The organism is Iodobacter ciconiae (genome assembly GCF_003952345.1).
Taxonomy (GTDB): Bacteria; Pseudomonadota; Gammaproteobacteria; order Burkholderiales; family Chitinibacteraceae; genus Iodobacter; species Iodobacter ciconiae.
In genome coordinates this window covers 702,608-727,790 of record NZ_CP034433.1, presented here as the reverse complement: position 1 = coordinate 727,790, position 25,183 = coordinate 702,608, and the positions used below count along the sequence as shown (strand labels likewise).

General features: G+C 46.5%; 23 protein-coding genes and 1 pseudogene. 11 read left to right on the top strand and 13 right to left on the bottom strand.

What is annotated here, in order from left to right; all coding sequences use genetic code 11:
• Both EJO50_RS03230 and EJO50_RS03225 read left to right on the top strand, forming a co-directional pair.
• A complete protein-coding gene (locus EJO50_RS03230) occupies positions 1 to 432 on the top strand; it encodes a hypothetical protein (RefSeq protein ID WP_125971551.1) in 432 nt (143 codons plus the stop codon).
• A gap of 6 nt (positions 433 to 438) precedes the next feature.
• The gene (locus EJO50_RS03225; RefSeq protein WP_125971549.1) at positions 439 to 942 is read left to right on the top strand and encodes a M48 family metallopeptidase; all 504 of its coding nucleotides are present in this window, start codon (positions 439 to 441) and stop codon (positions 940 to 942) included.
• A 92-nt stretch (positions 943 to 1,034) separates the two neighbouring features.
• Here EJO50_RS03225 and cysG read toward each other — a convergent pair whose 3' ends face one another.
• Entirely contained in the window at positions 1,035 to 2,417 is a 1,383-nt protein-coding gene (gene cysG, locus EJO50_RS03220) for a siroheme synthase CysG (RefSeq protein WP_125971547.1), read from the bottom strand.
• 184 nt (positions 2,418 to 2,601) lie between these two features.
• Between cysG and EJO50_RS03215 the strand changes: the two genes are divergently transcribed.
• A complete protein-coding gene (locus tag EJO50_RS03215; RefSeq protein ID WP_125971545.1) occupies positions 2,602 to 2,904 on the top strand; it encodes a c-type cytochrome in 303 nt (100 codons plus the stop codon).
• Positions 2,905 to 3,128: 224 nt separating this feature from the next.
• The gene (locus tag EJO50_RS03210; RefSeq protein WP_164521416.1) at positions 3,129 to 3,884 is read left to right on the top strand and encodes a type IV pili methyl-accepting chemotaxis transducer N-terminal domain-containing protein; all 756 of its coding nucleotides are present in this window, start codon (positions 3,129 to 3,131) and stop codon (positions 3,882 to 3,884) included.
• A gap of 18 nt (positions 3,885 to 3,902) precedes the next feature.
• Here the strand turns inward: EJO50_RS03210 and EJO50_RS03205 are convergent, their stop codons facing one another.
• The 8 genes and pseudogenes from EJO50_RS03205 to atoD form a co-directional block, all read right to left on the bottom strand.
• The gene (locus tag EJO50_RS03205; protein WP_125971543.1) at positions 3,903 to 4,454 is read right to left on the bottom strand and encodes a putative metalloprotease CJM1_0395 family protein; all 552 of its coding nucleotides are present in this window, start codon (positions 4,452 to 4,454) and stop codon (positions 3,903 to 3,905) included.
• 200 nt (positions 4,455 to 4,654) lie between these two features.
• Positions 4,655 to 6,676 carry an ATP-dependent DNA helicase RecG gene (recG, locus tag EJO50_RS03200; protein ID WP_125971542.1) on the bottom strand — a complete coding sequence of 674 codons (2,022 nt, stop codon included), beginning with the start codon at positions 6,674 to 6,676 and terminating at the stop codon, positions 4,655 to 4,657.
• A gap of 124 nt (positions 6,677 to 6,800) precedes the next feature.
• A complete protein-coding gene (locus EJO50_RS03195; RefSeq protein WP_125971541.1) occupies positions 6,801 to 8,192 on the bottom strand; it encodes a sigma 54-interacting transcriptional regulator in 1,392 nt (463 codons plus the stop codon).
• Between the two features lie 29 nt (positions 8,193 to 8,221).
• Positions 8,222 to 10,030 (bottom strand): two-component system sensor histidine kinase AtoS, encoded by a 1,809-nt coding sequence (gene atoS, locus EJO50_RS03190; protein ID WP_206434439.1) that lies wholly within the window; start codon positions 10,028 to 10,030, stop codon positions 8,222 to 8,224.
• A gap of 250 nt (positions 10,031 to 10,280) precedes the next feature.
• Positions 10,281 to 11,462: an acetyl-CoA C-acetyltransferase gene (locus EJO50_RS03185; RefSeq protein WP_125971540.1), complete on the bottom strand. Its 1,182-nt coding sequence runs from the start codon at positions 11,460 to 11,462 to the stop codon at positions 10,281 to 10,283.
• 18 nt (positions 11,463 to 11,480) lie between these two features.
• On the bottom strand, positions 11,481 to 12,824 hold the full coding sequence (locus EJO50_RS03180; protein ID WP_125971539.1) for a TIGR00366 family protein: 1,344 nt from the start codon (positions 12,822 to 12,824) through the stop codon (positions 11,481 to 11,483).
• 2 nt (positions 12,825 to 12,826) lie between these two features.
• Positions 12,827 to 13,485 (bottom strand): annotated as a pseudogene (locus tag EJO50_RS03175) (3-oxoacid CoA-transferase subunit B).
• 12 nt (positions 13,486 to 13,497) lie between these two features.
• Positions 13,498 to 14,148 (bottom strand): acetate CoA-transferase subunit alpha, encoded by a 651-nt coding sequence (gene atoD, locus EJO50_RS03170; protein WP_125971538.1) that lies wholly within the window; start codon positions 14,146 to 14,148, stop codon positions 13,498 to 13,500.
• 342 nt (positions 14,149 to 14,490) lie between these two features.
• On the opposite strand from atoD, the gene EJO50_RS03165 reads away from it, so the two are divergent.
• The 4 genes from EJO50_RS03165 to EJO50_RS03150 all read left to right on the top strand — a co-directional run bounded on the left by EJO50_RS03165 (position 14,491) and on the right by EJO50_RS03150 (position 17,895).
• Positions 14,491 to 14,670, top strand: coding sequence for a hypothetical protein (locus EJO50_RS03165; RefSeq protein WP_125971537.1), 180 nt, complete (start codon positions 14,491 to 14,493; stop codon positions 14,668 to 14,670).
• A gap of 191 nt (positions 14,671 to 14,861) precedes the next feature.
• On the top strand, positions 14,862 to 15,971 hold the full coding sequence (locus tag EJO50_RS03160) for a TonB family protein (RefSeq protein ID WP_125971536.1): 1,110 nt from the start codon (positions 14,862 to 14,864) through the stop codon (positions 15,969 to 15,971).
• Positions 15,972 to 16,501: 530 nt separating this feature from the next.
• A complete protein-coding gene (locus EJO50_RS03155) occupies positions 16,502 to 17,248 on the top strand; it encodes a substrate-binding periplasmic protein (RefSeq protein WP_125971535.1) in 747 nt (248 codons plus the stop codon).
• A gap of 197 nt (positions 17,249 to 17,445) precedes the next feature.
• The gene (locus EJO50_RS03150) at positions 17,446 to 17,895 is read left to right on the top strand and encodes a hypothetical protein (RefSeq protein WP_125971534.1); all 450 of its coding nucleotides are present in this window, start codon (positions 17,446 to 17,448) and stop codon (positions 17,893 to 17,895) included.
• Between the two features lie 424 nt (positions 17,896 to 18,319).
• On the opposite strand, the gene EJO50_RS03145 is transcribed toward EJO50_RS03150, so the two are convergent.
• Positions 18,320 to 18,550 (bottom strand): hypothetical protein, encoded by a 231-nt coding sequence (locus EJO50_RS03145; RefSeq protein WP_125971533.1) that lies wholly within the window; start codon positions 18,548 to 18,550, stop codon positions 18,320 to 18,322.
• Between the two features lie 241 nt (positions 18,551 to 18,791).
• On the opposite strand from EJO50_RS03145, the gene EJO50_RS03140 reads away from it, so the two are divergent.
• From EJO50_RS03140 to EJO50_RS17115, 3 genes are all read left to right on the top strand, one after another.
• Positions 18,792 to 19,541, top strand: a complete 750-nt coding sequence (locus EJO50_RS03140) for an IS5 family transposase (protein ID WP_125971449.1) — start codon at positions 18,792 to 18,794, stop codon at positions 19,539 to 19,541.
• 368 nt (positions 19,542 to 19,909) lie between these two features.
• A protein-coding gene (locus EJO50_RS03135; protein ID WP_125971108.1) for an IS3 family transposase occupies positions 19,910 to 20,997 on the top strand; the annotation gives its coding sequence in 2 pieces (ribosomal slippage) (positions 19,910 to 20,162 and positions 20,162 to 20,997; 1,089 coding nt in all).
• Between the two features lie 9 nt (positions 20,998 to 21,006).
• On the top strand, positions 21,007 to 21,234 hold the full coding sequence (locus tag EJO50_RS17115) for a hypothetical protein (RefSeq protein ID WP_164521415.1): 228 nt from the start codon (positions 21,007 to 21,009) through the stop codon (positions 21,232 to 21,234).
• Between the two features lie 84 nt (positions 21,235 to 21,318).
• Here EJO50_RS17115 and EJO50_RS03130 read toward each other — a convergent pair whose 3' ends face one another.
• The 3 genes from EJO50_RS03130 to EJO50_RS03120 form a co-directional block, all read right to left on the bottom strand.
• Positions 21,319 to 23,223: a rhomboid family intramembrane serine protease gene (locus tag EJO50_RS03130; RefSeq protein WP_125971532.1), complete on the bottom strand. Its 1,905-nt coding sequence runs from the start codon at positions 23,221 to 23,223 to the stop codon at positions 21,319 to 21,321.
• Positions 23,224 to 23,624: 401 nt separating this feature from the next.
• Entirely contained in the window at positions 23,625 to 24,788 is a 1,164-nt protein-coding gene (locus EJO50_RS03125) for a DUF6708 domain-containing protein (RefSeq protein ID WP_125971531.1), read from the bottom strand.
• 2 nt (positions 24,789 to 24,790) lie between these two features.
• The gene (locus tag EJO50_RS03120) at positions 24,791 to 24,994 is read right to left on the bottom strand and encodes a hypothetical protein (protein WP_125971530.1); all 204 of its coding nucleotides are present in this window, start codon (positions 24,992 to 24,994) and stop codon (positions 24,791 to 24,793) included.
• Positions 24,995 to 25,183: the final 189 nt, after the last annotated feature.

Sequence of the window (25,183 nt, the reverse complement as noted above, 5' to 3'; positions counted from 1 at the left end):
ATGAAAACATGGATTATCAAACTTGCCGTCGGCCATCTTGTTGTTCTAGCGCTTATTCTGGGCGTAATCGGCAGTAAATTTGGCTGGTTTACACCGGAAAATGAGCCGGAAGTACGAATCGACTGTCCTATTTTTAGCGAAGGTTGTTTATTTAGTCTGGATAAAGAAAATTACCAAGTAAAAAGCCAGGAACCGCTTAGCGCCAATAAGCCAGTGCAATTACTTGTTACAGGCAAGGCAAAAAGCATCCACGCTAGCTGGCAAATGCAAGACATGGAAATGGGGCCCAATAACTATCGCCTGCTAAGCCATGATCAGCAACATTGGCACGCCCAGACCGCTCTGCCCTTTTGCACAAATAAGCGTCAGGACTGGCTATTAAAACTAGATATTGATGGCCGCCGTATCAATATCAGTACGGTAAGTAGTTAAACTTCTATGAATCAGCTTAAATATTTAGCATCCTACCCGGGCACAATTCAAACTCAGATTCAGCAGTTATTAGATCAAAATCAACTTGCTGGCATTATTTTAAAAAAATATCCGGCAGTCCACGATATCAGAACTGATAAAGCCCTCTATGATTATGTACTCGATATTAAAAATGGCTATTTACGCAAAACCGAGCCAGTCAGCAAAATCACTTTTGATAACAAAATCCATGTTATCAACCATGCACTGGGCCTGCATACCAGCATATCACGGGTGCAAGGCAGTAAACTTAAATCCAAACATGAAATCCGCATTGCTTCGATATTTAAAGAAGTACCTATCGAATTTTTAAAAATGATTGTAGTACACGAATTAGCACACTTAAAAGAAAAAGAACACGACAAAGCTTTTTATAAATTATGTGAACATATGGAGCCACAATACCATCAGCTGGAATTTGATTTGCGTTTATATCTCACACAAATCGAGAGATACGGTAAATTATTTTAATAAAATATCTGGATAAACAGTAATACTGTACTAAATAATTACAATAAAAGCAGCAATTATTTGACATCAAGCACACTTTACGTCTTCAAAGACTAATCCGCTAACCACTTTAGTTTTTCATGCAGGCATACGACCTCGCCGATAATAATCAGCGCAGGGGGTTTAATGCCCAGATCAACCACCTTTTGTGCCAAATCACTTAAAGTCCCCACCACCACCCGCTGCTTCGAGAGCGTGGCTTTTTCAACCATTGCAGCCGGAGTTGCCGGATTTCTGCCGTGCTTAATTAATTGTGCACAAATTTTGCCGACCTGCGCCACGCCCATATAAACCACCACGGTTTCTGTTGGGCTAACAAGACGCGGCCAATCCAGCTCCACTTCACCATCGCGGCGATGCCCTGTTACAAAAGTCACTGACTGGGCATAATCTCTGTGAGTCAACGGAATACCTGCATAGCAAGAGGCACCCGCTGCGGATGTAATCCCCGGCACGACCTCAAAAGCAACCCCTGCTTCTGCCAGCTCTTCGATTTCCTCGCCACCGCGGCCAAAAATAAAAGGGTCTCCCCCTTTTAGCCGTAAAACTTTTTGCCCTTTTTGAGCATATCGCACCAGAAGCTTATTAATTTCTTCTTGTGGCACAGCGTGATTATTTGATTTTTTCCCCACATACACCCGCTCCGCATCCCGGCGAACCATATCCAGAATCGGAGCCGACACCAGATTGTCATACAGCACCACATCAGCCTGCTGCATCAGGCGCAATGCACGAAATGTCAGTAAATCAGGGTTACCCGGCCCACAGCCCACCAGGTACACCGCACCTTGCCGCGGTGCATCCGTATCAGCACTAAGTGACTCCCTCAATGCCTGGCGCGCCGCCTCGTACTGGCCGGCAAACACCATATCCGGGATAGGGCCAGCAAGTGTTTGCTCCCAAAACTGCTTTCGTGTGCCTACCGTAAGTAATTTGCTTTTTACTTCATCCCGAAAATCTGCCGCCATTTTCGCCAAATCACCATAAGCATGCGGAATCAAAGCCTCCAGCTGCGCACGTAAGTTGCGTGCCAGCACCGGCACACCTCCCGATGTAGAAATCGCGATCATTAAAGGGGAGCGATCAACAATTGCAGGTGTAATAAAACGACAACTGGCCGGATCATCCACCGCATTCACTAAAATACCGCGCGCTTCACAAGCTTCAAAGACCTGACGGTTCACTTCTTCGCTATTAGTTGCCGCAATCACCAGGCGGGTATTTTGTAATTGTGATTCATTAAAGCTTGCCGCCAAATGAATCAGCTTACCATCAAGCACAGCCTGTGCCAGCTCCTCACAAAGCGCTGGAGCCACGACAGTCATTTTTCCACCGGCAGCAGCAAGTAAACGGATCTTGCGTGCTGCAACATCCCCGCCCCCCACAACAAGACAATTTTGATCATGTAAATTTAAAAAAAGTGGAAAGTAATTCATTTGCCAATAACCTTAAAATCAATTTTTATCTAGTTTGAACGAGCATTCCTGTGAATGCAAAATCACTCCCTGCTATACATATGTGATCTAAATCAAATATAGTAAAGCACCACTTATGTTTAACTGGCGGGGAAGTCATGCTGCCTGCATTTTTTATTCACTTTTAGCCTCCAAGGAATCAGATATGAAAAAAGCTCTGTTATTGCTCTGCCTGTTCGGCTCCAGTAGTGTTTATGCCATTGCACCTGCGGATCTGGCAAAAGAAAAAAATTGTTTTGCCTGTCACACCCTCGACAAAAAATTAATTGGCCCTTCTTATAAAGAAGTTGCCGCCAAATATAAGGGTGATGCCGGTGCTGTAAGCAAACTGGCAGACAAAATTAAAAAAGGCGGTAGTGGCGTATGGGGCACAATGCCTATGCCACCTAATGCAGTAAGTGATGCAGAAGCAAAAGATCTGGCAAAATGGGTATTGAGTACTAAGTAATAAGCCCCGGCTGTGCATAACTAAGTATTCACGCAGAAAGAAAACAACTCAAACAAACCAATGAGTAATTTGCCTGCTACTACATCTCTGTGGATAACGGTAGACTTCGGTCTTGTTTCTGCTAAATATTTAGGCTCCCGCCCGATTTTAATCTGGGCGGGAGTTACCTGTTTTGGCTCAAATGCTAAACAAGAAGCATGATTTTTTACTTTCAAGAGATTTTTATGCGAGCCCTTTTTCTATTACCCCTCCTTATTGTGCCCATTCTTGCTGAAGCAACTGTACTAACCCCTGGCGCCGCAATCAATACTATCGGTAGCCAGCGCATGCTGACTCAGCGTATTGTTAAAGCCTATTGCCAGCAAGGCAGAGGTGTAAACCCAAACGTTGCCAAGCAACAAATCAGCGGCTCGATCAACCAGTTTTCAACTCAGCTCACTAACCTGCTTGAAAGTGCAACAGTGCCAGAGAGCATTGCTGCCGTAAAAAAACAGGAAGCACAATGGCAAACTTTTCGCACGCTAGCCCAAACGCCCCCCAAAGCAGATACAGCCAAGCAACTTGATGAGATTGCGGAAGGAATGCAATATGACGCAGGCGAATTAGCCAAAAGCCTGGAGGCCGCCATGGGCAAACCTCAGGGAAAATTAATTCGTATCGCAGGCAGGCAGCGCATGCTAAGCCAGCGCCTGGCAAAAGCAGCCTGCATGCAAAGCTGGCACGCCAGTCCAACCCTTAAATCACAGCAGTCCTTGGCTCAGAAAGAATTTGCAGCAGGCTTAGTTACTTTGCGCACCTCAGCACAAAATACACCCGCGACACTAAAGCAGCTTGATCTGGCACAGATGCAATGGGTATTTCTGGAAAATGCACTCAGCGGGCTGGATACAGCGGCAGATAATAATATCGCCACAACCAGCGAGCGTTTACTTGAAGTCATGGATAAACTGAGCAATCAATACGAAAGACTTGGCAATTAAGCCACAGGCTTAGCCAGATTACGCAGAGGTTGCCAAAGCACTTTTAGCATATTCATTTTGCCCGTACCGAGCCGCCAGTTTCTGCTCTGCCGGGCCACGCTTTGCAATCTCTGCCTGGGCAGACTGGGCCATAGTGGCAGCGGCTGCAGCAATGGCGCGATCCGCCCCGCTTGGCTCGGCAGGCGCTAGGGCGGCAGCCTGAATGATCCTGGCCTTACTCAGCGTTTCTTCCGGTGACCGGCCAGGGCTGACATCAATCTTCACTTCTCCACCCATTGCATACTGTTTGCCATCAGGCCCCGTCTGCATCGAGTAAGTTGCCCCACTTGTTGCCAACCCACCTGCCGCGGCCAAATGGGCCAGCTCATGCTGGCGCACCTCCCGATCGCGTTTCGCCATTTTTTCTATTGCGGCAAGCTCGGATTCACTAAGCGAACTACCATTTTCAGCCGTTTGAGCAGACCCGGGCTTTACACTTAACTCTGACGAATTACGCTCAGCAGTGCCGACTCCACGGCCCAAATAAGATGCACTATTTGATGCTAAAGAAACTACGCCGATATCGTTCATGACAATAATGGCCTGAATCTATGCGATATAAATAAATTATACCCCGGTAAAAATGTAAAATCCCTAGCCTTTAATCAGCCAGCGCTTGCAAAACACCGTAAACTTTGGTTGTAAGAAACCAAAAAATTTACACTAACCATCACTTGTATTGCAACACGCACCTAAATCTCTTTGGATCCGGCACAAAACGTCAGCAGCTGCTAAACCTTCAGCAGCATTTCCCGTCCCGGCAACCAGCGATCCAGATGCAGCAGCGCGGTTGGCATATGATGAGCCAGCAGATCTTCGGCCACCAGCCGTGCTTCTTCCAGTAAATCAGCGTCTTTTTCCAAATCGGCAAAGCGCAGCATGGGTACCCCGGATTGCCGCACACCAGCCAGCTCGCCAGGGCCACGGATTTCCATATCCTGACGGGCGATTTCAAAGCCATCGGTGTTTTCATAAATCACCCGCAAACGGGATTTGGCCAGCTCCCCCAGTGGCGTGGTATAAAGCAGCACGCACAATGAAGCATGCGCGCCACGCCCTACCCGGCCGCGCAACTGGTGCAATTGCGATAAGCCCATGCGCTCGGCGTGTTCAATCACCATCAGGCTGGCATTAGGCACATCTACGCCAACCTCTATCACGGTAGTGGCCACCAGAACTTGTACCTCGTTTCTTAAAAAAGCCGCCATGACTTCAGCTTTTTCAGCCGTTTTCATGCGGCCATGCACCAGCCCCACCACCATGCCCTCTAACTCTTCGGTGAGCTGCTGATGGGTATCCACCGCAGTCTGCAATTGCAGCGCTTCAGACTCCTCAATCAAGGGGCAAACCCAATACACTTGCCGGCCTTCTTCCACCTTAGCGGCGATGCGCTGGATAATTTCATCCCGCCTTGCATCGCTAACCAGCTTAGTCACAATTGGCGTACGGCCCGGTGGCAACTCGTCGATCACGCTCACATCAAGATCTGCGTAATAACTCATCGCCAGAGTGCGCGGAATCGGAGTGGCACTCATCATCAGCTGGTGCGGGCTGCCGCCTTTTTCACGCAGTGCCAGTCTTTGCGCCACGCCAAAACGATGTTGCTCATCGACAATCGCCAGGCCCAGTTTTGCAAAGGTGACGCTGGCCTGAAAAATAGCATGTGTTCCCACCACAAGCGGGGCAGTACCGAGGGCTGCGTCCTCAATCGCCAGCCGCTTGGCCTTAGCCCCCAGAGAGCCGGCAAGCCACACCACTTTGATACCCAGCGGTGCAAACCATGCAGATAATTTATTAAAATGCTGCTCGGCCAAAATCTCGGTCGGTGCCATTAAGGCAACTTGATAACCCGCTTCAATCGCCTGGCATGCAGCCAGCGCCGCCACAATGGTTTTGCCCGAGCCCACATCGCCCTGCAACAAGCGCTGCATAGGATGAGGCAGAATTAAATCATGAGTAATTTCTTTTAAAACTTTGCCTTGAGCACCGGTTAAGGCAAAAGGCAAACTTGCCAGCAATTTTGCTGCCAGCTCGCCTTCAGGTGCAATCACCGGAGCCGTGCGCTCCCGCCTTGCGGCATGGGCTGTGCGCAGACTAAGCTGCTGCGCCAGCAGCTCGTCAAACTTTAAGCGCTGCCAGGCCGGATGCGTGCGCTCGGTCAGTAAACTATGAGGGATATCCGGGGTGGGTGAATGGAGCAGCCGCACACTGGAGGAAAAATCCGGCAGGCTCAGCGGTTCAAGCACTCCCGCTGGAAGGGTGTCACGTAAATCGCAGTGCTTAAGCGCGAGGCGAATCAACTTAGCCAGTTGTAACTGATTCAAACCCGCAGTGGTCGGATAAACCGGCGTTAACGCTTCGTTCAAACTCTGCTCATTAGCGGCACGTATTTTAGGGTGTACCATTTCGTCCCCCAAAAAACCACGCCGGATCTCACCATAAAGCCGCACCGTTTTACCCACGGCCAGTTGTTTGGCGACGCTGGGATAAAAATTAAGCAAGCGCACATTCAACGATCCGCCTGCATCGCTCACCCGTGCAACCAGTTGCTTACGCGGCTTATATTGCACCTCGCACGATTCCACTGTGCCCTCCACCAGCACCGGCTGCCCCATTGGCGCGTCCACCATGGGATAAAGATGTGTTTCGTCTTCGTAACGCAGTGGTAAGTGCAGCACCAGATCAAACGGGCGTATCAGCCCTAACTTGATAAGGCGGCTTTTAAGTGCTTCGGGTAAGGCGGCTAGGTCCATGGCTTTTTTTGAACGATCGTTCGATTGAACGCTACTTTAGGGCATAAGACGCGTAAGGGAAAGAGAAGATATGCGTTGGCCCGTAATTTATCCGGCTCCGGATACATATATTTCTGAAAAACCATCAATCCGAATCAATACCGTATTCCTGCAGCTTATACATCAAAGTTCGTTTACATACCCCCAGGGCCTTGGCAGTCATTTCTCTGTGCCCATGATTTTCCCTTAGGGTATTCTCAATCAATTCCCTCTCAAAATTCTTCATGCTGTCTTTCAGGTTTTTGTTGGCAAGCTTCCGGTTGGCAAAAACAGAAGCCACCTGGGAATCCTGTTTTTTTGACTGGGCGATCTGCTCGGGCAGATCCTCAGGGTAAATCAAAGCCCCGGCAGCCATAATTACAGCCCGCTCCATTGCATTCGATAACTCGCGAATATTACCTGGCCAGGAATAATTATTTAGAACTTCGATGGTATCAATGAAAAAATCCAAAACATCCTTACCATTTTCAGCACAAAACCGTTGCACAAAATGGTGGGCCAGCAACATGATGTCATCCGGCCTTTCCCTTAAAGAAGGCAGGAAAAGCGACATCACATTCAGGCGATAAAACAGATCCTGCCGGAACAATCCCTGATCCATCATCTCTTGCATATTCCGGTTGGTGGCTGCAATCAGACGAAAATCTGTTTTGATTGTTTTACTGCTGCCAATCGGTTCGAACTCCCTCTCCTGCAAGACTCTCAATAGTTTCACTTGCAAGCCGGGCGACATTTCTCCCACCTCATCTAGCAGCAAAGTCCCGTGATTGGCTCGCTCAAACAAACCAACTTGGTTACTTTGCGCTCCTGTAAAAGCACCTTTAGCATGGCCAAACAAAGTACTTTCCAGCAGGCTTTCAGTTAAAGCACCGCAATTCACTTTGATAAAAGGGCCACTCTCACGCTTACTGTGATAATGAATAGCTTTGGCCACAAGCTCTTTCCCCGTACCGCTTTCTCCCATCACCAGCACGGATGAGTTGGTCTGGGATACCCTGGCAATATTGCGGAACAACTCCATCATATTGGTGCTATTGGTCAGCATTTTTTCATGCTTGTCATAGCCATTGGGCAGCTCCACCTCGGTAAGGGGGATGTTTTCCCGCTTCTGCTGCTTGATAAAGGCTTTTTTAACCAGCAACTTCAGATCATCCAGGTCAAATGGCTTTACAGTGTAATCAAATGCGCCCAGTTTAAGTGCCTCAACCGCCGTATCCACCCCTCCATAGGCCGTCATCAGAATAATGGGAACCTCGCTATTGGCCTCTTTCAAAATTTTAAGTGTCGTCAGTCCATCCATCTTGGGCATACGGATATCCATTAGCACCAGATCGAAAGCCTCTTTGCCAAACAGATTAATCGCCTCCTCGCCATCTGCTGCGCAAATGACCTCGTAGCCTTCTTCCGTAAACACCACCGAAAGCAGTTTACGTAAATTGATTTCATCATCGACGATAAGCACTTTATGACTAGACATACTGTAGCTCTTCTTCCCTGTAGGTAGCTCTACAACATAGGCAAAGTAATCGTAACAACTGCTCCGCCTTCTTCATGATTTTCTATCGTTATACTCCCGTTATGGGAAGCAATAATTTTGTGGGCAATTGCCAGACCCAGCCCGGTTCCTGAAGGTTTTGTTGTAAAAAACGGGCTAAAAATCTTGCTCTTCAGCTTTTCATCAATACCATGACCTGTATCCCATATTTTAATCCGCTGGTATAGCCCATCCTTGGATAACGCCGAAACAATCGTGATCGTTCCTCCGTTATCAATGGCCTGTACGGCATTGATCAGCAGATTAAGCAGCACCTGTTTGATCATTTCTCTATCCAAATAGATATCCTTCAAGCTCTCATCCAGATTCAGCACAAACCGAATGGTAGATGAGCTATTGGAAGACTTGATCAGAATCAGGGTGTCATGAACCAGCTGGTTCAGGGATGTGGCCGAAAAAAAGTTTTTGGGTGGCCTGGAAAAATCAAGCAGCTGCTGGATGACTTTGTTGATCGAATCCACTTCTTTTAGGATGATCACAATGAACTCATCCTTCTCCGCCTTGCTGGTGTCCTTCTGAAGATACTGTACAAAACCCCGTACTGCCGTAAGCGGATTACGTATTTCGTGGGCAACCCCGGCCATCAATTCACCGATTGCAGCCAGCCGCTCTGCCTGCTGGACAATCCGCTGCATCTCCTTCTGTTCAGTCAGATCCTTGAAAATCACCACGGCTCCGATTGTCTCGCCGTGGCTGTTTTTCAAAAGACTGGAACTTGAGCTCAATTTACAAATATTGCCCGAAACAGGAAAATCAATTTCCACACTGATATGCTCTACCCCGCTCCGCAGCGTATCTAGCAAGGGGCTTTTGAAATTCTGGTCATCAATGATGGTCTGGTAAGGCTTACCCAGTACCTTATCGGGATCACAGCCGGTAATACACTGGGCTGCCGGATTCATCGTGGTAATTGCACCATTTATATCCACGGTAATGACCCCATCAACCGTGCTCTCCAGAATCATCTCATTCAGTGTTTTGGCCTGATTCAAAGAAAAAGCCAGGTGGTTCACCCCATCCACAATATCGTTCATCTCTCCTTTCAGGGGAGGAATTTTATTGTGCAGATCAAACTGCAACTCCCGCAACCCTTCCTTGATATTGTCAATATCGGAGCTAAGACGCCGGGATAGTAAAGAAGTCAGAAACAGGCTGACGATGATGCCAAACAGGCTGACTATGAGAATATTTTTATCCAGCGCCATGGTCTGCTGGTCAATATCATCCATCAATTCATTGGCCCAGATATAACCAAGAATCTGCTTATCCCGAACGATGGGGATCATGGCATTCATGATATTACCCCGGACCAGTTCACCACTCTCTACCACTGGTGCCCCCAAAGCCATTACCTTGCGCCCCGGGTGGTGTTTTGTAATACGGACCCCGACCTTATTGCCGTTTTCCTTCTCCGGCGCATAAACCACGATTGCATCCAGAGCGTTATTGTAATAACCCACCCCCACATTGGGCATGCGGGTTAGCAAAGCCTCTATTCTGGGGGAGAGCAGATGATTAAAATACTTAATCTGCTCCTCGCGGGATCGCGTGTTATTGCGAGGATCAAAGGTATTGCCCAGCTCCAGATCTAGCATGTAAGTAAAGGCAAAAAGCTTACTTTCCTTTTCTTGAAGCAACAGGTCTTTCCCCTGTTTTTCTACAAGGTAGGCAATCAAAATGGTCGGGATGCAAACCAGGCTGATAGCCAGTAGCATCACCTTGGTTCGGAATTTTTCAGGGTAAAATTTTGTTACCAGCACGATCAGTTTTCTCAGTTTTAATTGTAAAAAATTAGAGAGACCCAAAATGTTAAGCAGTACAAGGCACACCTCAGCCTGCCACTGATTCCTTACCAATTAAATCGCCATGATCCGAAACCTGTCCTTTAATTTAAAAAAACAGTATCAATGCCATCAAAAAAATCCCCGACGGCTTCTTTAAGGGAAGCGTGTCGGGGTAAAACGATAGGGGATGAACCCGGATTACGGGAGAAATAATCTCCTCACTGCATTACATCCGTTCAACAACAATAGCAGTACCTTGACCGCCACCAATACAAAGAGTCGCCAAGCCAAGCTCCACGTCCCTTGCCTGCATTGCATGTAAAAGTGTAACCAGAATTCGGGCGCCACTGGCTCCGATAGGATGGCCCAAAGCAATAGCACCACCATTCACGTTAACTTTATCCATATCGAAATTCAAGGCTTTACCCACAGCAAGAAACTGAGCAGCAAAAGCTTCATTCGCTTCAATCAGCCCGATGTCCGAAACTTGCAGCTTGGCCTTGGCAAGGGCTTTTTGCGTGGCGGGAACCGGGCCCAGCCCCATAACGGAGGGCGCAACACCGGCGCTGGCATAGCTGCGGATACGAGCCAGAGGCTTAAGCCCAAGTGCCCTGGCCTTGCTTTCGGACATGAGCACCAGAGCGGCAGCACCATCATTGATGCCAGAAGCATTACCAGCCGTTACAGTACCATCCGCCTTAAAGGCAGGCTTAAGTTTGGCAAGCTGCTCGGCACTGGCATCTGCTTTCGGGTATTCATCCATTGCAAAAACGGTTTCTCCCTTGCGAGACTTCATAACAACCGGCACGATTTCCCTGGCAAAAACACCTTCAACAACCGCACGTGAAGCTTTTTGCTGGGACAGCAATGCAAAAGCGTCCTGCTCTGCGCGGGTGATACCATATTGCTCCGCCACATTTTCAGCTGTAATGCCCATATGGTATTGATTCGTAGCACAAGTAAGGCCATCCCCCACCAGCGTGTCATACAGCTGGCCATTGCCCATGCGATATCCCCAACGGGCCTTGCTGTCGAGCAGGTAAGGGGCCTGACTCATGTTTTCCATACCACCGGCGACAATAATCTCGGCGTCTCCTGCCAAAATAGCCTGGGCGGCAAGTTCCACGCTCTTAAGGCCGGATCCGCATACCTTGTTCACAGTAAAAGAAGGTACGGTATCGGGAATGCCGGCTTTCAATGCCGCCTGACGGGCCGGATTCTGACCAAGACCTGCCTGAAGAACATTACCCATGATGACTTCTTCTACCTGGGCACCTTCAACACCTGCACGTTTCAGAGCTTCGGCAATCACAATATTGCCCAGCTCCACAGCACTGACAGAGGCAAGGGAGCCGTTAAAACTCCCTAATGCGGTGCGCGTGGCACTTACGATGACAACATTTTCCATTATTTATTATCCTTACAATTAGAAAAAATAAAGGCCGATGATGAAAATCGGGGCCGTAAATATCAGAGCAGTCATACAAAAGCCCATAATGTCCCGTACGCCCAGACCGGCAATGGCCAGAGCAGGCAAAGCCCAGAAAGGTTGTGCCATATTCATCCACTGTTCCCCATAGGCAATCGCCATAGTGGATTTACCCAGATCGGCTCCCAATGCCTGGGCAGCGGGGATAACGAACGGCCCCTGCACCACCCAGTGACCACCACCAGAGGGAACAGCGAAGTTGATCAGCGCAGAGCTGAAGAAAGTCATTAGAGGAAAGTTATCCCTGTTGGCGATGTTGATAAACAGCTCGGTGATGAGACCACCGAGACCGGAGTGCTCCATCATCAGCTGAATACCCGCATAGAAAGGAAACTGAACAAGAATGCCGGCCGTACTTCTGGCAGCGTGAGAGATCGCACGCATATAGGCCATCGGGGTTTTGTGCAGCAAAATACCAGCAACCAGAAAAATCAGGTTAACCGTGTTGATGGTGATGCTAAAACCCTTATTGTAAAAATAGATACACAGGTAGCTGATACCCAGCAAACCAATGACGTAGGAAAGCGCGCGACTTTCTTCTATCCTTTCGGCAAATACGGCATCCGGGCCCAGTTGCTTCTGAAAACTAGGCTCAGGAGCCAGCAGGGCAGGATCAATACTCTTCACATTACCGTCTTTAGGAAACATCATGCGGGTAATCAGCGGCAGAGTAATAATCAGTGCCAGCATGATGAAGATGTTGTAGCCGGTAAAGATGGTATCGGTAATAGGAATAATGCCATCAGGGTTGGCTTCGGTCACCATGTAATGGGCGATAGGATTACCCGGCGTTGCAGCCAGCAGAGGCATAGAGCCGGAAAAACCACCACCCCAGGTCATGAATGCAATATAAGCACATGCAATCAGCAGAGGATAATCGGAGCCGGGGATCTTCCTGGCCACTTCACGGGCAAACATAGCCCCCACCACCAGACCAAAACCCCAGTTAAGTGCGCAGGCAATAGAGCCGACAAAAGTGACCAGCATGACGCCCTGTACCGGTGTTTTGGCAATAGAGGCTGTGGTGCTGAGCAGACTCTTGACCGGTTGCGAGCTTGCCAGAGCGTGGCCTGTAACAACAACAAGAGCCATCTGCATCCCGAAAGCAAGCAGATTCCAGAAACCATCACCCCACATTTTCACCAGGCTAACGGGAGTATTGTCGGTAAGCCCCCAGGCGCTAAAGAAGGTGATAATGGTGAGCAGCAGAGCAAAAATTAACGGGTCGGGAAGATATTTGCTCACGAAGGCCGTCATAAAATTAGATAGACGATTAATCATGATCAGAGTCCTTTACTGCTGATTTGCATCGGTTTCAGGGTTTCAGAAACAAGAAAATCTGCTTCGGTTTTGCTTGTAATGGTGGCTACATCAACCCCTTCAGCATGCTCTTCCAGGTACAGGGTGCCATTTCGGAATTTAAATACGGCCAGCTCGGTAACAATGACATGAACCTTGCTTTTTGCAGTTAATGGCAGAGTGCATTTTTTTAGGATTTTGGAGGAACCATCCTTGGCGCAATGCTCCATCGCAATAATGACTTTACGGGCACCGGTAACCAGATCCATGGCCCCCCCATACCGGGAACCATTTTTCCCGGCACCATCCAGTTAGCCAGGCTTGCCTCCTGGTCGACTTCCAGACCACCTAGTACGCAGGCATCCACGTGGCCACCTCGGATCAGGGTGAATGAAAATGCACTGTCAAACATCGCAGCACCGGGCATCATGCCGCACAGCTGACCACCGGCATTCACCAGGTTGGGATTAATTTCGGTGACAGGGCCAAGGCCAAGAAAACCATTTTCGGATTGCAGGGTGATATTGACGCATTCAGGCAAATAATTTACCACCTGTGTGGGTAGGCCAATGCCCAGGTTAACCACATCTCCATCATTCAATTCCAGCGCAACACGGCGGGCAATCAATTCTTTTGCATTCATTATCTGGTTTCCTTAGGGATATACGATGAAGTCGACAAGGGCTGCAGGCGTCATGACGTGATCTGGATGGATCTGGCCAACTTCAACCACTTCATCAGCCTGAACAATCACTGTGCCCGCTGCCGTGGCAACGATAGGGTTGAAATTGCGTGCAGAAAGCTCGTAGCACAGGTTGCCAGACGTATCAGCTTTATGCGCCTGAACAATAGCCAGATCGGCCTTAAGCGCCACTTCGAGCAGATACTCGACCCCAGCCAAGACAATCTTCTGCTTGCCTTCTTCCACAACGGTGCCAACACCAGTGGGAGTCAGCACCCCACCCAGACCGGCACCACCACAGCGAATCCGCTCGACCAGGGTCCCCTGGGGAACCAGCTCGACTTCCATCTCGCCGGCAATCATCTTTTTACCGGTTTCAGGATTGAGCCCGATATGAGAAGCAATCACCTTTTTGACGCGATTATTTGTAATCAGAGGGCCAACACCGGTCTCGACAAAGGAGGTATCGTTGCCGATGATAGTCAGATCTTTCACCCCGGAATCCAGGATGGCCTGAACAATCCTTGCGGGAGTACCCACCCCCATAAAACCACCGAACATAATGCTCATACCGTCATGCAAATGAGCTGCAATGTCCCCAATCTCTAGTTGTTTTGTCTTCATTTTGTTTATATCCAAGGATGATTACTGGTGTCTCCTTGGTTAGCAACATCTATGCCAACGAAATAGAGCCGCTATCTCATTGAAAAACAATGAAATTAATTTGCACACAAAGGCAATTAGGTGAAAAATTTTGCACCTTGAATGCAAAGTTTTGTGCTTAGATTGAATAAACGAGGGCGTGGCATCAATGGGGCAGCCACAAAAAAAGAAGAAGCTGCGTCGCTGCTTGAAAACAGAATACGCGGCCAGGTGGAACCTGATAACAGAAGGCTTTAATTCAGCAGTTCGCCAAGCAACAGCTATCGTAGCTTGTTAAAAGCATACCTGCGTCTGGTGAAATCCATGCAATTGATAAAATCACTCGTTTTCAAGCTACGCAGCCCGATTACCGGCCAGACCAAAACAGCGGCCCTGCCGGAGCATAATACTTTGCCAAGCCTTGAGCATTCGCAAAATATTCCCACCGTTTTGGGCTGGATGTATATCACCGAAGGCTCTAGACTCGGCGCGACGATTTTGTAAAAATGGCCAGAGTAATTGACATATTCAAAATCTTTGGTCACTGCCATTGCGCTGATGTGCCCGAAGGCCGCGCTAAAAACCGGCGCGAATTGATTGCGGTGGTTAACGGTGTACTACTCTTCAGAATAAGTGTTCCTAGCCAGCAGAGCCGCTCCCACCCGCATGAATAATCATTTAGATCAGGTGTATTAATGCATCAAGACCGATTGCACTCACCATTACGCTGGGGCTATACCCTACTGGGTTGGCTGATGGTGGTGCTCGGCATTATTGGTGCAATCCTGCCTGTCATGCCCACTACCGTCTTTTTACTGATAGCACTGGCCTGCTTTAGCAAATCATCACCCAAGTTCGAGCAGTGGCTACTACAACACCCGTATTTTGGCGCATCACTTCGTGCCTGGCGATCCCACCGCCTAGTACCCAGGCGAGCCAAAATATCAGCTTGTACAGGTATGCTGCTTGGGCTCATCATTCTAGCCTTCACATCCACGCCCTCTTGGGTAATAGCAGGTGTAGCAGCATGCGAGCTGCTTGTTGCCATTTACCTGATCCGCCACCCCTCTACCATTGAAGAATCCGGCAGCAGACCCATATCCTGCCAGCTTACACCCCGCCGCTTGGGGATCAAACGCAGCCTGGTCATCAGCCTTTTACTGCATATCGGCCTGCTTAGCTATTTAGCCAGTAACTGGAGCAGCCCGCCCATCCTCCCGGCACCAGAAAGTGAACAAATAATGGTCACCCTTATCCAGCCTGCCACGCCAGCACTTCCGGCCAGGCCAACCGAAATCAAACGCATCACGGCCCCTAAGCAAACTCCTACTCCAAAAGACAACAAACCTGCACCACAGGCACTGCCCGGCATAACAAAAGAAACACCCGCCGAATCTATCCCTGACACACCCTCCCAGCCAAAAACATCTGAAACGGCCATCAGCAAGGAAGCTGGTCTGCCAACTGCCACCACCACGGCACCATCTGCAGCTATAGCAAAGCCAATCTCTAATCCCGGCGGCGCCAGCTGGGAAGGCAAAGTGCTGACACGCCTGGAACGCTTTCGCCGCTACCCTGCTGCTGCCCGTATCCGCGGCGATGAGGGCGTGGCCTATTTACGTATTCTGATCAACCGCGAAGGCCAGGTACTCTCGGCCAGACTAGAGCGCAGCTCCGGTGTGCCCGCGCTCGATAAAGCAGCCATGGAAGCCCTCAGCCGAGCAGCTCCCCTGCCCCGCATCCCGCCCGAGCGCCCGGATGAGCTGGAACTACTCGTGCCATTTGAGTTTTTTATTTCACGCTAACCCAATCTGGCCTGAACAGGTTCCGATTAAGGTTTAGCAAATCAAAACGATTGCAGCCTGCTGCAATTGCAACCCGGTTTTTTATTAATTTAACTGCAATTCAAATCAAGGCAAAGAGTAATAACATTTATTGCATCGAGTATTTTATTAAAATAGCCATAAAATAGTACTTCCTTACATAACATGCAAATGTGTACTTTATAACAATATAAGTTTTATTTTTTAAATTGAACAACCCTGCATTTATATATTGTTTCACTGATCATCTGTACGGCTCTTTACGATCACCTGTTCTATTGGCGGCAGCTAAACAAATTTGAAAAATTTTCCACAAAAAAGTCTGTTAAACCCAACATCCAGTGATGTCATAAAAAAAATAATCTATTATTGATACGGGCATACCGGGCAAGATTAAGAAAGAAAACCGTTAAAAAAATACAAATTTTCCTGCATAGGGTGATATCATAAGCTTAATATTTTAATCAAATAAAACTCGCACCCAGCTTAATGGATGCACATATTGAGTCAATATGGTTATTTATAAAAAAATATATTGTGTATTTTTTATTTTATCACTCAGCTTTCATTCTTTTGCGGCAGAGCAGCTTAATGCTTTAACCGAATACCTGCCTCCGCTAAATTTTGAAAAAAATGGTAAAGTAACCGGTTTTTCAACAGAACTGCTGGACTTAATTGCCCTTGATGCAAAAGTCACCCTAAAAAAAGAAATGCTCCCCTGGCCACGGGCCTATAGTCGCGCGCAAAAAGAATCAAATACGCTAATTTACTCCATAGCACGCACACCGGAACGTGAATCGCAATTTCAGTGGCTGGGGCCTATTAGCTCGCGGCGAATCATGCTTTATAAACTGGCAACACGCAAAGATATTTTAATTAAAAATCTGGACGATGCCCGCGCTTACCGCATCGGCGTGGTACGTGAAGCAGAATCAACCAGAAACTTAATTCGTTTAGGTTTTGATAAACTCGATTTAGCAACTGACGATGAAAACAATATGCGAAAATTCAAACATGGGCGATTTGATCTGCTGCTCGCACTCAATTGGTCTGCTGCATTCAATGCAGAAAAACTGGGCCTGAAAGATGAAATTGTCCCCGCACAATTAGTAACAGAACAGACCAACTACTGGTTTGGCATTAGCCTTCAAACCGACCCTGCACTGGTGCTAAAAATGAATCAGGCCTTGCATAAAATACGCAAAGATGGTCGTTTAGAGAAGCTCAAACAAAAATATATATCTGATTTTCAAAAATAATATTGTCGCCCTTTGAATAGACTCACGTGCTCAATCAATCTATAGACACCTGGGCTGGCAGCGGGCAGGTGTATTACTACAAGTTTTACTCCACGAACAACGTATAAGCATAGATTTCAAATCAATTTATATTTAGCTAATTTATTGAGAAAAAAAGCAAAGTATTCTTTTAAAAGCACAATCAATAAGGATTAACTATGCAGTGCCTATCATGCAATAGCGAAAAAACACAAAGTATATCCAGCCTTCACGAGGAAGGCATATCCAATATCAGCACATCATGCAAGGCTGAATTTGATCCTGATTTTTCAGGTCATTTTGCAAAAATATTCGGCATTTCAAACAATAATCCTGAGCATACATTCATTCACCAAAAAACATCACCTCCAACTAGGTTTCCTATTTTAAAACCCGCAATCATCATTTTTCTATTTTTTACGATACTAATTTTTTCAAACATATTAAATATTTACTCACTCAGTATTTGGGTGGCATCAACACTCGCATGGGCACTTATTGCAACCATATATAACAAAATCATGCTTCCTGCATTTATTGACGTTTGGAGCAATTCTTTCTACTGTCATAATTGCAAATACGTATTTGATGAAGCAAGCCATTTTAACAAGGAAAACACGCCTGACTGACTCACACTTTCTCATAAAAATTAATTAATAAACCTTTGTAACAGTGCGAAACAAAAACACACAGCCCTCTCTGCTGCCTTGCATCACAAGATGCATATAAACAAAAAACCCAAAAAAACTCCTGCACCAACACCACCCTAAAAATGACAAATAAAAAGGCCACCTTCGAGTGGCCTTTTTCAATACCTTAAGTTGATTATGAAGAGAGAAACCGAGCCTGAATCCCACAAAACCATATTCACACGCCCGCAGCAACTTACTCAATATAAATCTATTTTTTTACATTAAAACTCACTTTATTAAACAACCCAAATACATTTATTTAACCTTTAGCTGGCAGCGTATTTATTCATTGCCAAATGCACTTAATAAAATATACATCTGCCCATTTACCTTGCAAAACCGTGCCTAATGTCCTTTAGCACTACACCTGCCCCAGCCAGCGCAATTGCATATCAAGGTTGCTATACCAGGCGTAAGCGCACCAGCTGCCGATGGTGGTGTAGATGACGGGGAAAAGGTTGTAAGCAATCATGCTTAGCAGCGATTTAAACTCGGATTCGCCGCTTGCCACACGCAAGGCCTTAGGAAAGCGAGGCCCGTAGCTCAGCATCAGCGAGCCGTAATGCCCACCCGCGCCCCAGAATGCAAACAAGAGTAATTAACCCACGCTTATCATCATTGTAAGCACAGACATCAAGGTAAAAATCCGTCTTCGCATAAATCGCATGATTATCATCCACCTGCCCTGAGCGGCTTTCCCGCACATCGGTCTGACGGGCATCTGGATCATAAACTTCGCTAGGGTCTGTTGACGTTTCAAGCTAAAGTCATGCAATGACGGATGCAAACCCGCAGAATTCAGGTTCCTACACCATTTCCCCTGCAGGTTTGCGATGCCCCGATTAATGCTCAGTAACGAGCTTTGGTCGAAGCTAGAAAAGATTCTGCTTCAACACACCATTTACAACAAGCCTGATTTACGAATTACCGTCGAAGGAATGTTTTACCGCATGCGCGTTGGCTGCCCATGGCGGGATTTACCCAGCGCCTTTGGTGAATGGAATTCCGTCTATAAACGCTTTAATGCTTGGTCTGTAGCTGGGAAATGGCTCAATATTTTCAAAGCCTTACTGATCGACCCCGATTTTGAATGGGTATTCATTGATGGTAGCTATGCCAAGGCGCATCAACACAGCGCCGGGGCGGCCAGCGATCAATCTGAAGCGATTGGCAAAAGCCGTGCAGGGAACACCAGCAAAATTCATTTGGCGGTGGATGCTTATGGTTTGCCGATTGCCTTCGAAATTACCGGAGGCGAGATTAATGATTGTACTGCCGCCCCAGAGCTGATTGCCCAACTGCCTTCAGCCGAAGTAATCATCGCAGATAAGGGGTACGATAGTGAGTACCTTCGAGGACTGATTTCTGCGCAGGGTGCGCGATCAGTGATTCCCAGAAAACGTAATTCAATCAAAGGGAATGTGGATCTAGATCGTGGGCTGTATTGCTATCGACATTTGGTCGAGAATGCTTTTGCGCGATTGAAGCATTACCGCGCAGTGGCATTCCGATATGACAAGTTGAAGCGAAATTATGAAAGTGTCATAGCCATGGCGTGCGCATTTTTATGGCTACCGATGTGAAACGTCAACAGACCCTAGCAGATAAGGCCTTGCGCTTTTTTTCCTGCTCTTTCTCTGCAATATCTTTCTGGATCTGATCAACCCAGCTCCCCGAGCGATGCTTACGCCGCCCTAAGGCCGTGGTCCGTTCAAGAAAATACATATTAACTAACCCCTTTTACAGCGGCCTCTAATGCCGCCATTTCTTCTTCTGCGCTTGCAAAGCCCTTATCCTTCCTGTTTTTTCTGAGACAAAATTGATCACACCATGCTTCTAAATCATTATCGCTAAACAGCCATATAGCGATAGGTAAACCGATACGGTAATCCCCCCACAAAACCAGCTCATTTTTAAGTAGAATTTTCTCGCAGTCTTTGAGGAGCTCTACATGAAAGCAGCACGTTATTCCGACAGCCAGATTATGGCGATTTTAAAGCAAGCTGAAGCCGGTTCGACCGTTCCTGATCTATGCCGAGAGCACGGTATGAGTTCTGCCTCTTTCTACAAGTGGCGTGCTAAATTTGGCGGCATGGACGTTTCCATGATGACGCGAATGAAAGAGCTTGAAGATGAAAATCGGCGTCTCAAAAAAATGTACATAGAGGCACAGATGCAAGCCGACGTCATCAAGGAAGCCATGTCAAAAAAGTGGTGAAGCCATCTCAGCGTCGCGAGATGGCTCACTGGGCCGTTGAAACCAAGGCATTGTCTATTCGTGCGGCTTGCGCCAGCTTTTCAATTAGCACGACTTGCTATCGCTATATTCGTAAGTTGGATGTCGAAAACACCAAAATCGCCGATTCTCTGGTTCAGCTCACAGAGGAACACAAAAACTGGGGCTTCGGTCTCTGCTTTTTGCATCTGCGCAATGTCAAGAAAAAGCACTGGAACCATAAACGTGTTTACCGCATTTATTGCGATTTAGAATTAAATCTGCGAATTAAACCAAAAAAACGTTTAGATCGTGAAACGCCAGAGCCATTAGCAGTGCCTGAGGCAAAAAATGAAACTTGGTCGATGGATTTTATGCACGATCAATTAGCCGATGGACGTAGTATTCGCTTATTTAACGTGATTGATGATTTTAATCGTGAAGGATTAGGTATTGAGGTCGATTTCTCTTTGCCTGCAGAGCGAGTAGTACGCAGCCTGAATCAAATTATTGAATGGCGCGGTAAACCCAAACGAATCAGGTCTGATAATGGCCCTGAATACATTAGTCACATATTAAAGAATTGGGCAGAACAACAATCGATTGAATTGGCCTATATCCAGCCCGGCAACCCGCAGCAGAATGCGTATATTGAACGCTATAATCGCACTGTTCGATATGAATGGCTGGCTTGTGATGATTTTGAAAGTATTGCGGAAGTACAAGAAATCGCAACGCAATGGCTTTGGAGTTACAATAACGAACGCCCACATATGGGATTGGGTGGCATCACCCCGAAACAGAAACTGGCATTACATGCCTAGCCTCTACTTTTGAGTGAGCTTAAAAATGGGGGGATTACCATACCTATACCAGTAAAAAGACACACACCTCTTAATAGAAGAAAACTCATCTGCTCCGCAGCAAGCCAAGCACTTCTATCCACCATAAATTTTAAAATGGCTTTAGCAAAATCACTTTTTTATTTTTTTAGCAACCATTCAAAAAATGGCCCAAAGAAAACCGGGGACAGAACAAAATTAAATCCTACTAATGCTTAATTCAAGAGCCAAAGAAAACGGATTTAACTTGATGCTGACCCCAGGTATTCAGTTATTTCCCGTTGGCTCAGTCAGAGTCAATTTTTATGAATCGCAGAAAAATTCACCATTTTTTTGGACATAATCAACGACATTTATACTTTTATTCAAAGGATAAATCCTCAACCCCGAGCTAAGCAAAACAGCCAGGTGATTACCATCTGGACTAAACAACAATTGGTGTGGTTCTTCAGATAGCTGATATACCCCAACCATTCTCCTACTCTGCCTGCTTATTAAAATAACCTCACCCAATGCGGTATCTCGATAAGCCGCCATCCATTTGCCATCAGGGCTAACCGACATCAATTTTGTATCATTGGCATTGCAATATGCATAACTAGCTAGAGATTCAAAGGATGGTAGTTTATGCTCTAGCAGACCTTTTTCTGAAGGGAGCCAAAGTATGTTCATCTTGGTATCGGTTAAAGCAAAGCGTACGCTATTGGGTATATTTAAAGGAGGCGTAATCATCTTTCTCGAAGCTAAATCTATCCAGTCCAAGCGGCTCAAAGATGCGTTGCTAGCTAGTAATCGCTTGCTATCGGACGAAAGTAAAAGTACTGGGTTCATCCAATGTTCGTAGCGCCCTTCAGCGCCGCCTAATGGCAGCGGGTCTCCGTCAACCTGACGTCTTGCCATATCCAGAACAGATAAGGAGTTATCTGCCTTGTTAATTACATAGGCATGAAGGCCATCATGGCTAAAAACTGCTGTGGCAGGCCGATTGCCTGTCTTAAACATATGGACAATAGCACCTGCCTGAATATCTATTAATGCAACAGAAGAGATTGCCATTGATGGCACAAGCGCCCATTTTTCGTCGGGACTTATTGCCACAGACTGAGCCCCTATACCACGGCAAGTTTTATCGCAACCATCGTCTGGGATTTTTAGTTCGGGCCCTTTGATGACTTTTATTACTTTTCGAGTATTTACATCTACAACCGTTAGGGAGTTGGCCTCTTGATCTGTTAAATACAACCGTCGGCCATCGGTGCTAAATACAGGGTTCTGATAACTATTTGATAGTATTGGCTCCATCGCCAGTACTGAAGCCTCCTCAGCAGAAACGGGCTTAGGTCGAGCCGCCAACTCAGATTTGTGAAGCAAATCTCGCTGCTTTGTCACAATTTCCAGTTCTTTTTGTTTACGCATATCCTTTTGCTGTTTACGAACTTCATCTGCCAAAAGTCGCAACTCTTCAGACTCAGAGCCTTGAGTAGCTTTAAATACACCGGCTGTTGTTACTGCAACAATAGCAAAATACACCACGCTTCTTTTCCAGGACACTCGATTGAATGCCAAAGCGATCAGCCCCATGGGAAAGCCATAAAGCAACCCGCCGATGTGACAGGCTTGATCAACACCAGGCACAATAAAGCCTAAACCTAAGTTCAATAACACGACCTGCCCAAGCTTATTTGACAGTGCATCCCCCTCTTCATGCTCATTAATAGAGGACTTCCACACACAAACCGCGACGGCCAACCCCATCAGGGCACCGGAAGCTCCAACACTGGCGACTAAGCGAGTAATAGGCATCCCAAAAATATTTGTTTCTTGACTCAGGGCATACCATGAGGCGCTTACAAAGCCAGCGACGAGCCCTGCGCTCAAGTAGATTGAGATTAAGCCCAAATTACCTAAACGCTTTTGTGCCAGCGGCCCGATAAACAGAAGCATGGACATATTAAGCAGCAAATGAATAATACCGCTGTGAACAAACATGCTGGTTAGCAAACGCCAATACTCACCAGTCAGTGTGAGCGCTGCAAGATTAGCCCCCCAGTCCAGCAGCATCATGGGTTCAGGGTCTATCCAAGGCACTCCTTTGGCCCCCATCCAAACATATACTGCGAGGTTAATTGTAATAAGTAGGGCTGTTGCCCACTGTGTTCGCAATAAACCAAGTGGGTTTATTGGAGCTATTTTGACTAATTCATTCAATTTTACGACTCCGCCTCAATTGAAAGACTATTTGAATAGCCTGTCGCTTTTTGGCATCTAATTACCATTTTAAAATGGAGTTTTTAAACAAGCCAGCTTGAGACCTAACCCTCTTAAGCCTCAATAAAATTTCTTCACCAGCTAATGATAAAAATCAAGCTACGCAAATTATGATTTAATAAAATAATCAAACGGCAATAGTTAAACTGATACCTATTCCAGTAAATAGACCCGCTCCTCTTAATAAAAGAGAAGCCATCTGCTCCGCAGCAAACTAGGCATAGTTATCCACCATAAATAATCAGTTTTTGATTCATTTAGCAACCATTCAAAAAATGGTCCAGAGAAAGTTGGGGACAGATACGGTTAATTATTTAATTAACTGTATCTGTATTGTATTCCTATACCCAACCCAACCAACGCAATGGTAATTGCATATCCAAATCTTTATACCAGGCGTAAGCGCACCAGCCGCCGATGGCGGTATAAATAACGGGAAAAAGGTTGTAAGCAATCATGCTTAGCAGCGATTTAAGCTCGGATTCGCCACTTGCCACACGTAAGGCCTTAGGAAAGCGAGGCTCATAGCTCAGCATCAGCGAGCCGTAATGCCCGCCCACGCCCCAGAATACAAACAAAGGTGTTAAAGCGATACGCAGCCATAAAAAGGAATGGCCTAAATCAAAACCACCGGGCAGATTTAAACGGGACACTGCCAGAATGCTGGTCAATGGATTGGGCCATTTACTACGCAGGCGCTTTGGCATAGGCACGGCATCTGCACCGTCTTCCATAAAACGGCGGATATATTCCCAGAAGGAAAGCAGCTGTCCAAAATCACGGCAGGGATTGCCAACAAAAGCAGCATCAAGGCCAATATTACTATGAGGATTCTGTGTGTCCGCCGTCTGGAAATACAACATCAACATTCCTCCTATACCCTCATGATTTTCCATATCTTTAGGTACGGTCGCGCCAATATCCGCCCAATCATAAATAACCGTACCACCTAAAAAAGAGGGCCGAAGAAAATAAACCTGGCGGGTTTTACGATTAAAGCGAACGATAAGCCGCCGCATAGTAAAAGCTTCCAGCCTCCAGAATTTAAATAAATAGCGAAAGAAAATATAGGTAAGAAAAGGTAAAGCTAACAGATCAATACCAATAACAGCAATTGCTTCGCCATCTATAAGTGCCCCATCAGGCTGCAACCCTGTCAATAAAATTGAACTCGTATATTCAAAAACACTTAGCCACCAAGGAATGATGCCATATAGGAAGCAGAAGATAAGAGGGGTAATTAATCCACGCTTATCATCATTGTAAGTACAGACATCAATGTAAGAACCCGTCTTAGCATAAATTGCATGATTATCATCTACTCGCTCAGAGCGACTTTCCCAAATCTCCGTGTCTTTAATATCCTGATATTCCACCCCTTCAGCAATTGCTTTGTTCCGTTTCTCTTCTATTTCTGCATAGGCATTTTTTTGCGCTACATCCGAAGCAGAACCAGGCTTATGCTTTTGCCGACTTTGTGTATTAATCCACTCTAAATAATACATGATTAACTCACCTCTTTCACAGCCGCATTCAACGCAGTCATTTCTTCTTCTGCACTATCAAAACCCTTATCACTCCTATTTTTTCTTAGGCAGGATTGATCACACCATGCTTCTAAATCATCATCACTAAATAACCATATAGCAATGGTTAAACCGATACCAACAACAGTAAAAAGACGCGCACCTCTTAATAAAAGAAAACTCATCTGCTCCGCAGCAAGCCAAGCACTTCTATCCACCATAAATTTCAAAATGGCATTGGAAAAATTAGTTTTTTATTTATTTAGCAACCATTCAAAAAATGGCCCTGAGAAAACTGGGGACAGCCACGGATAAATATTTAATTAACCGTGGCTATATTGTATTTCTACACCCAACCCAAGCAACATAATTGA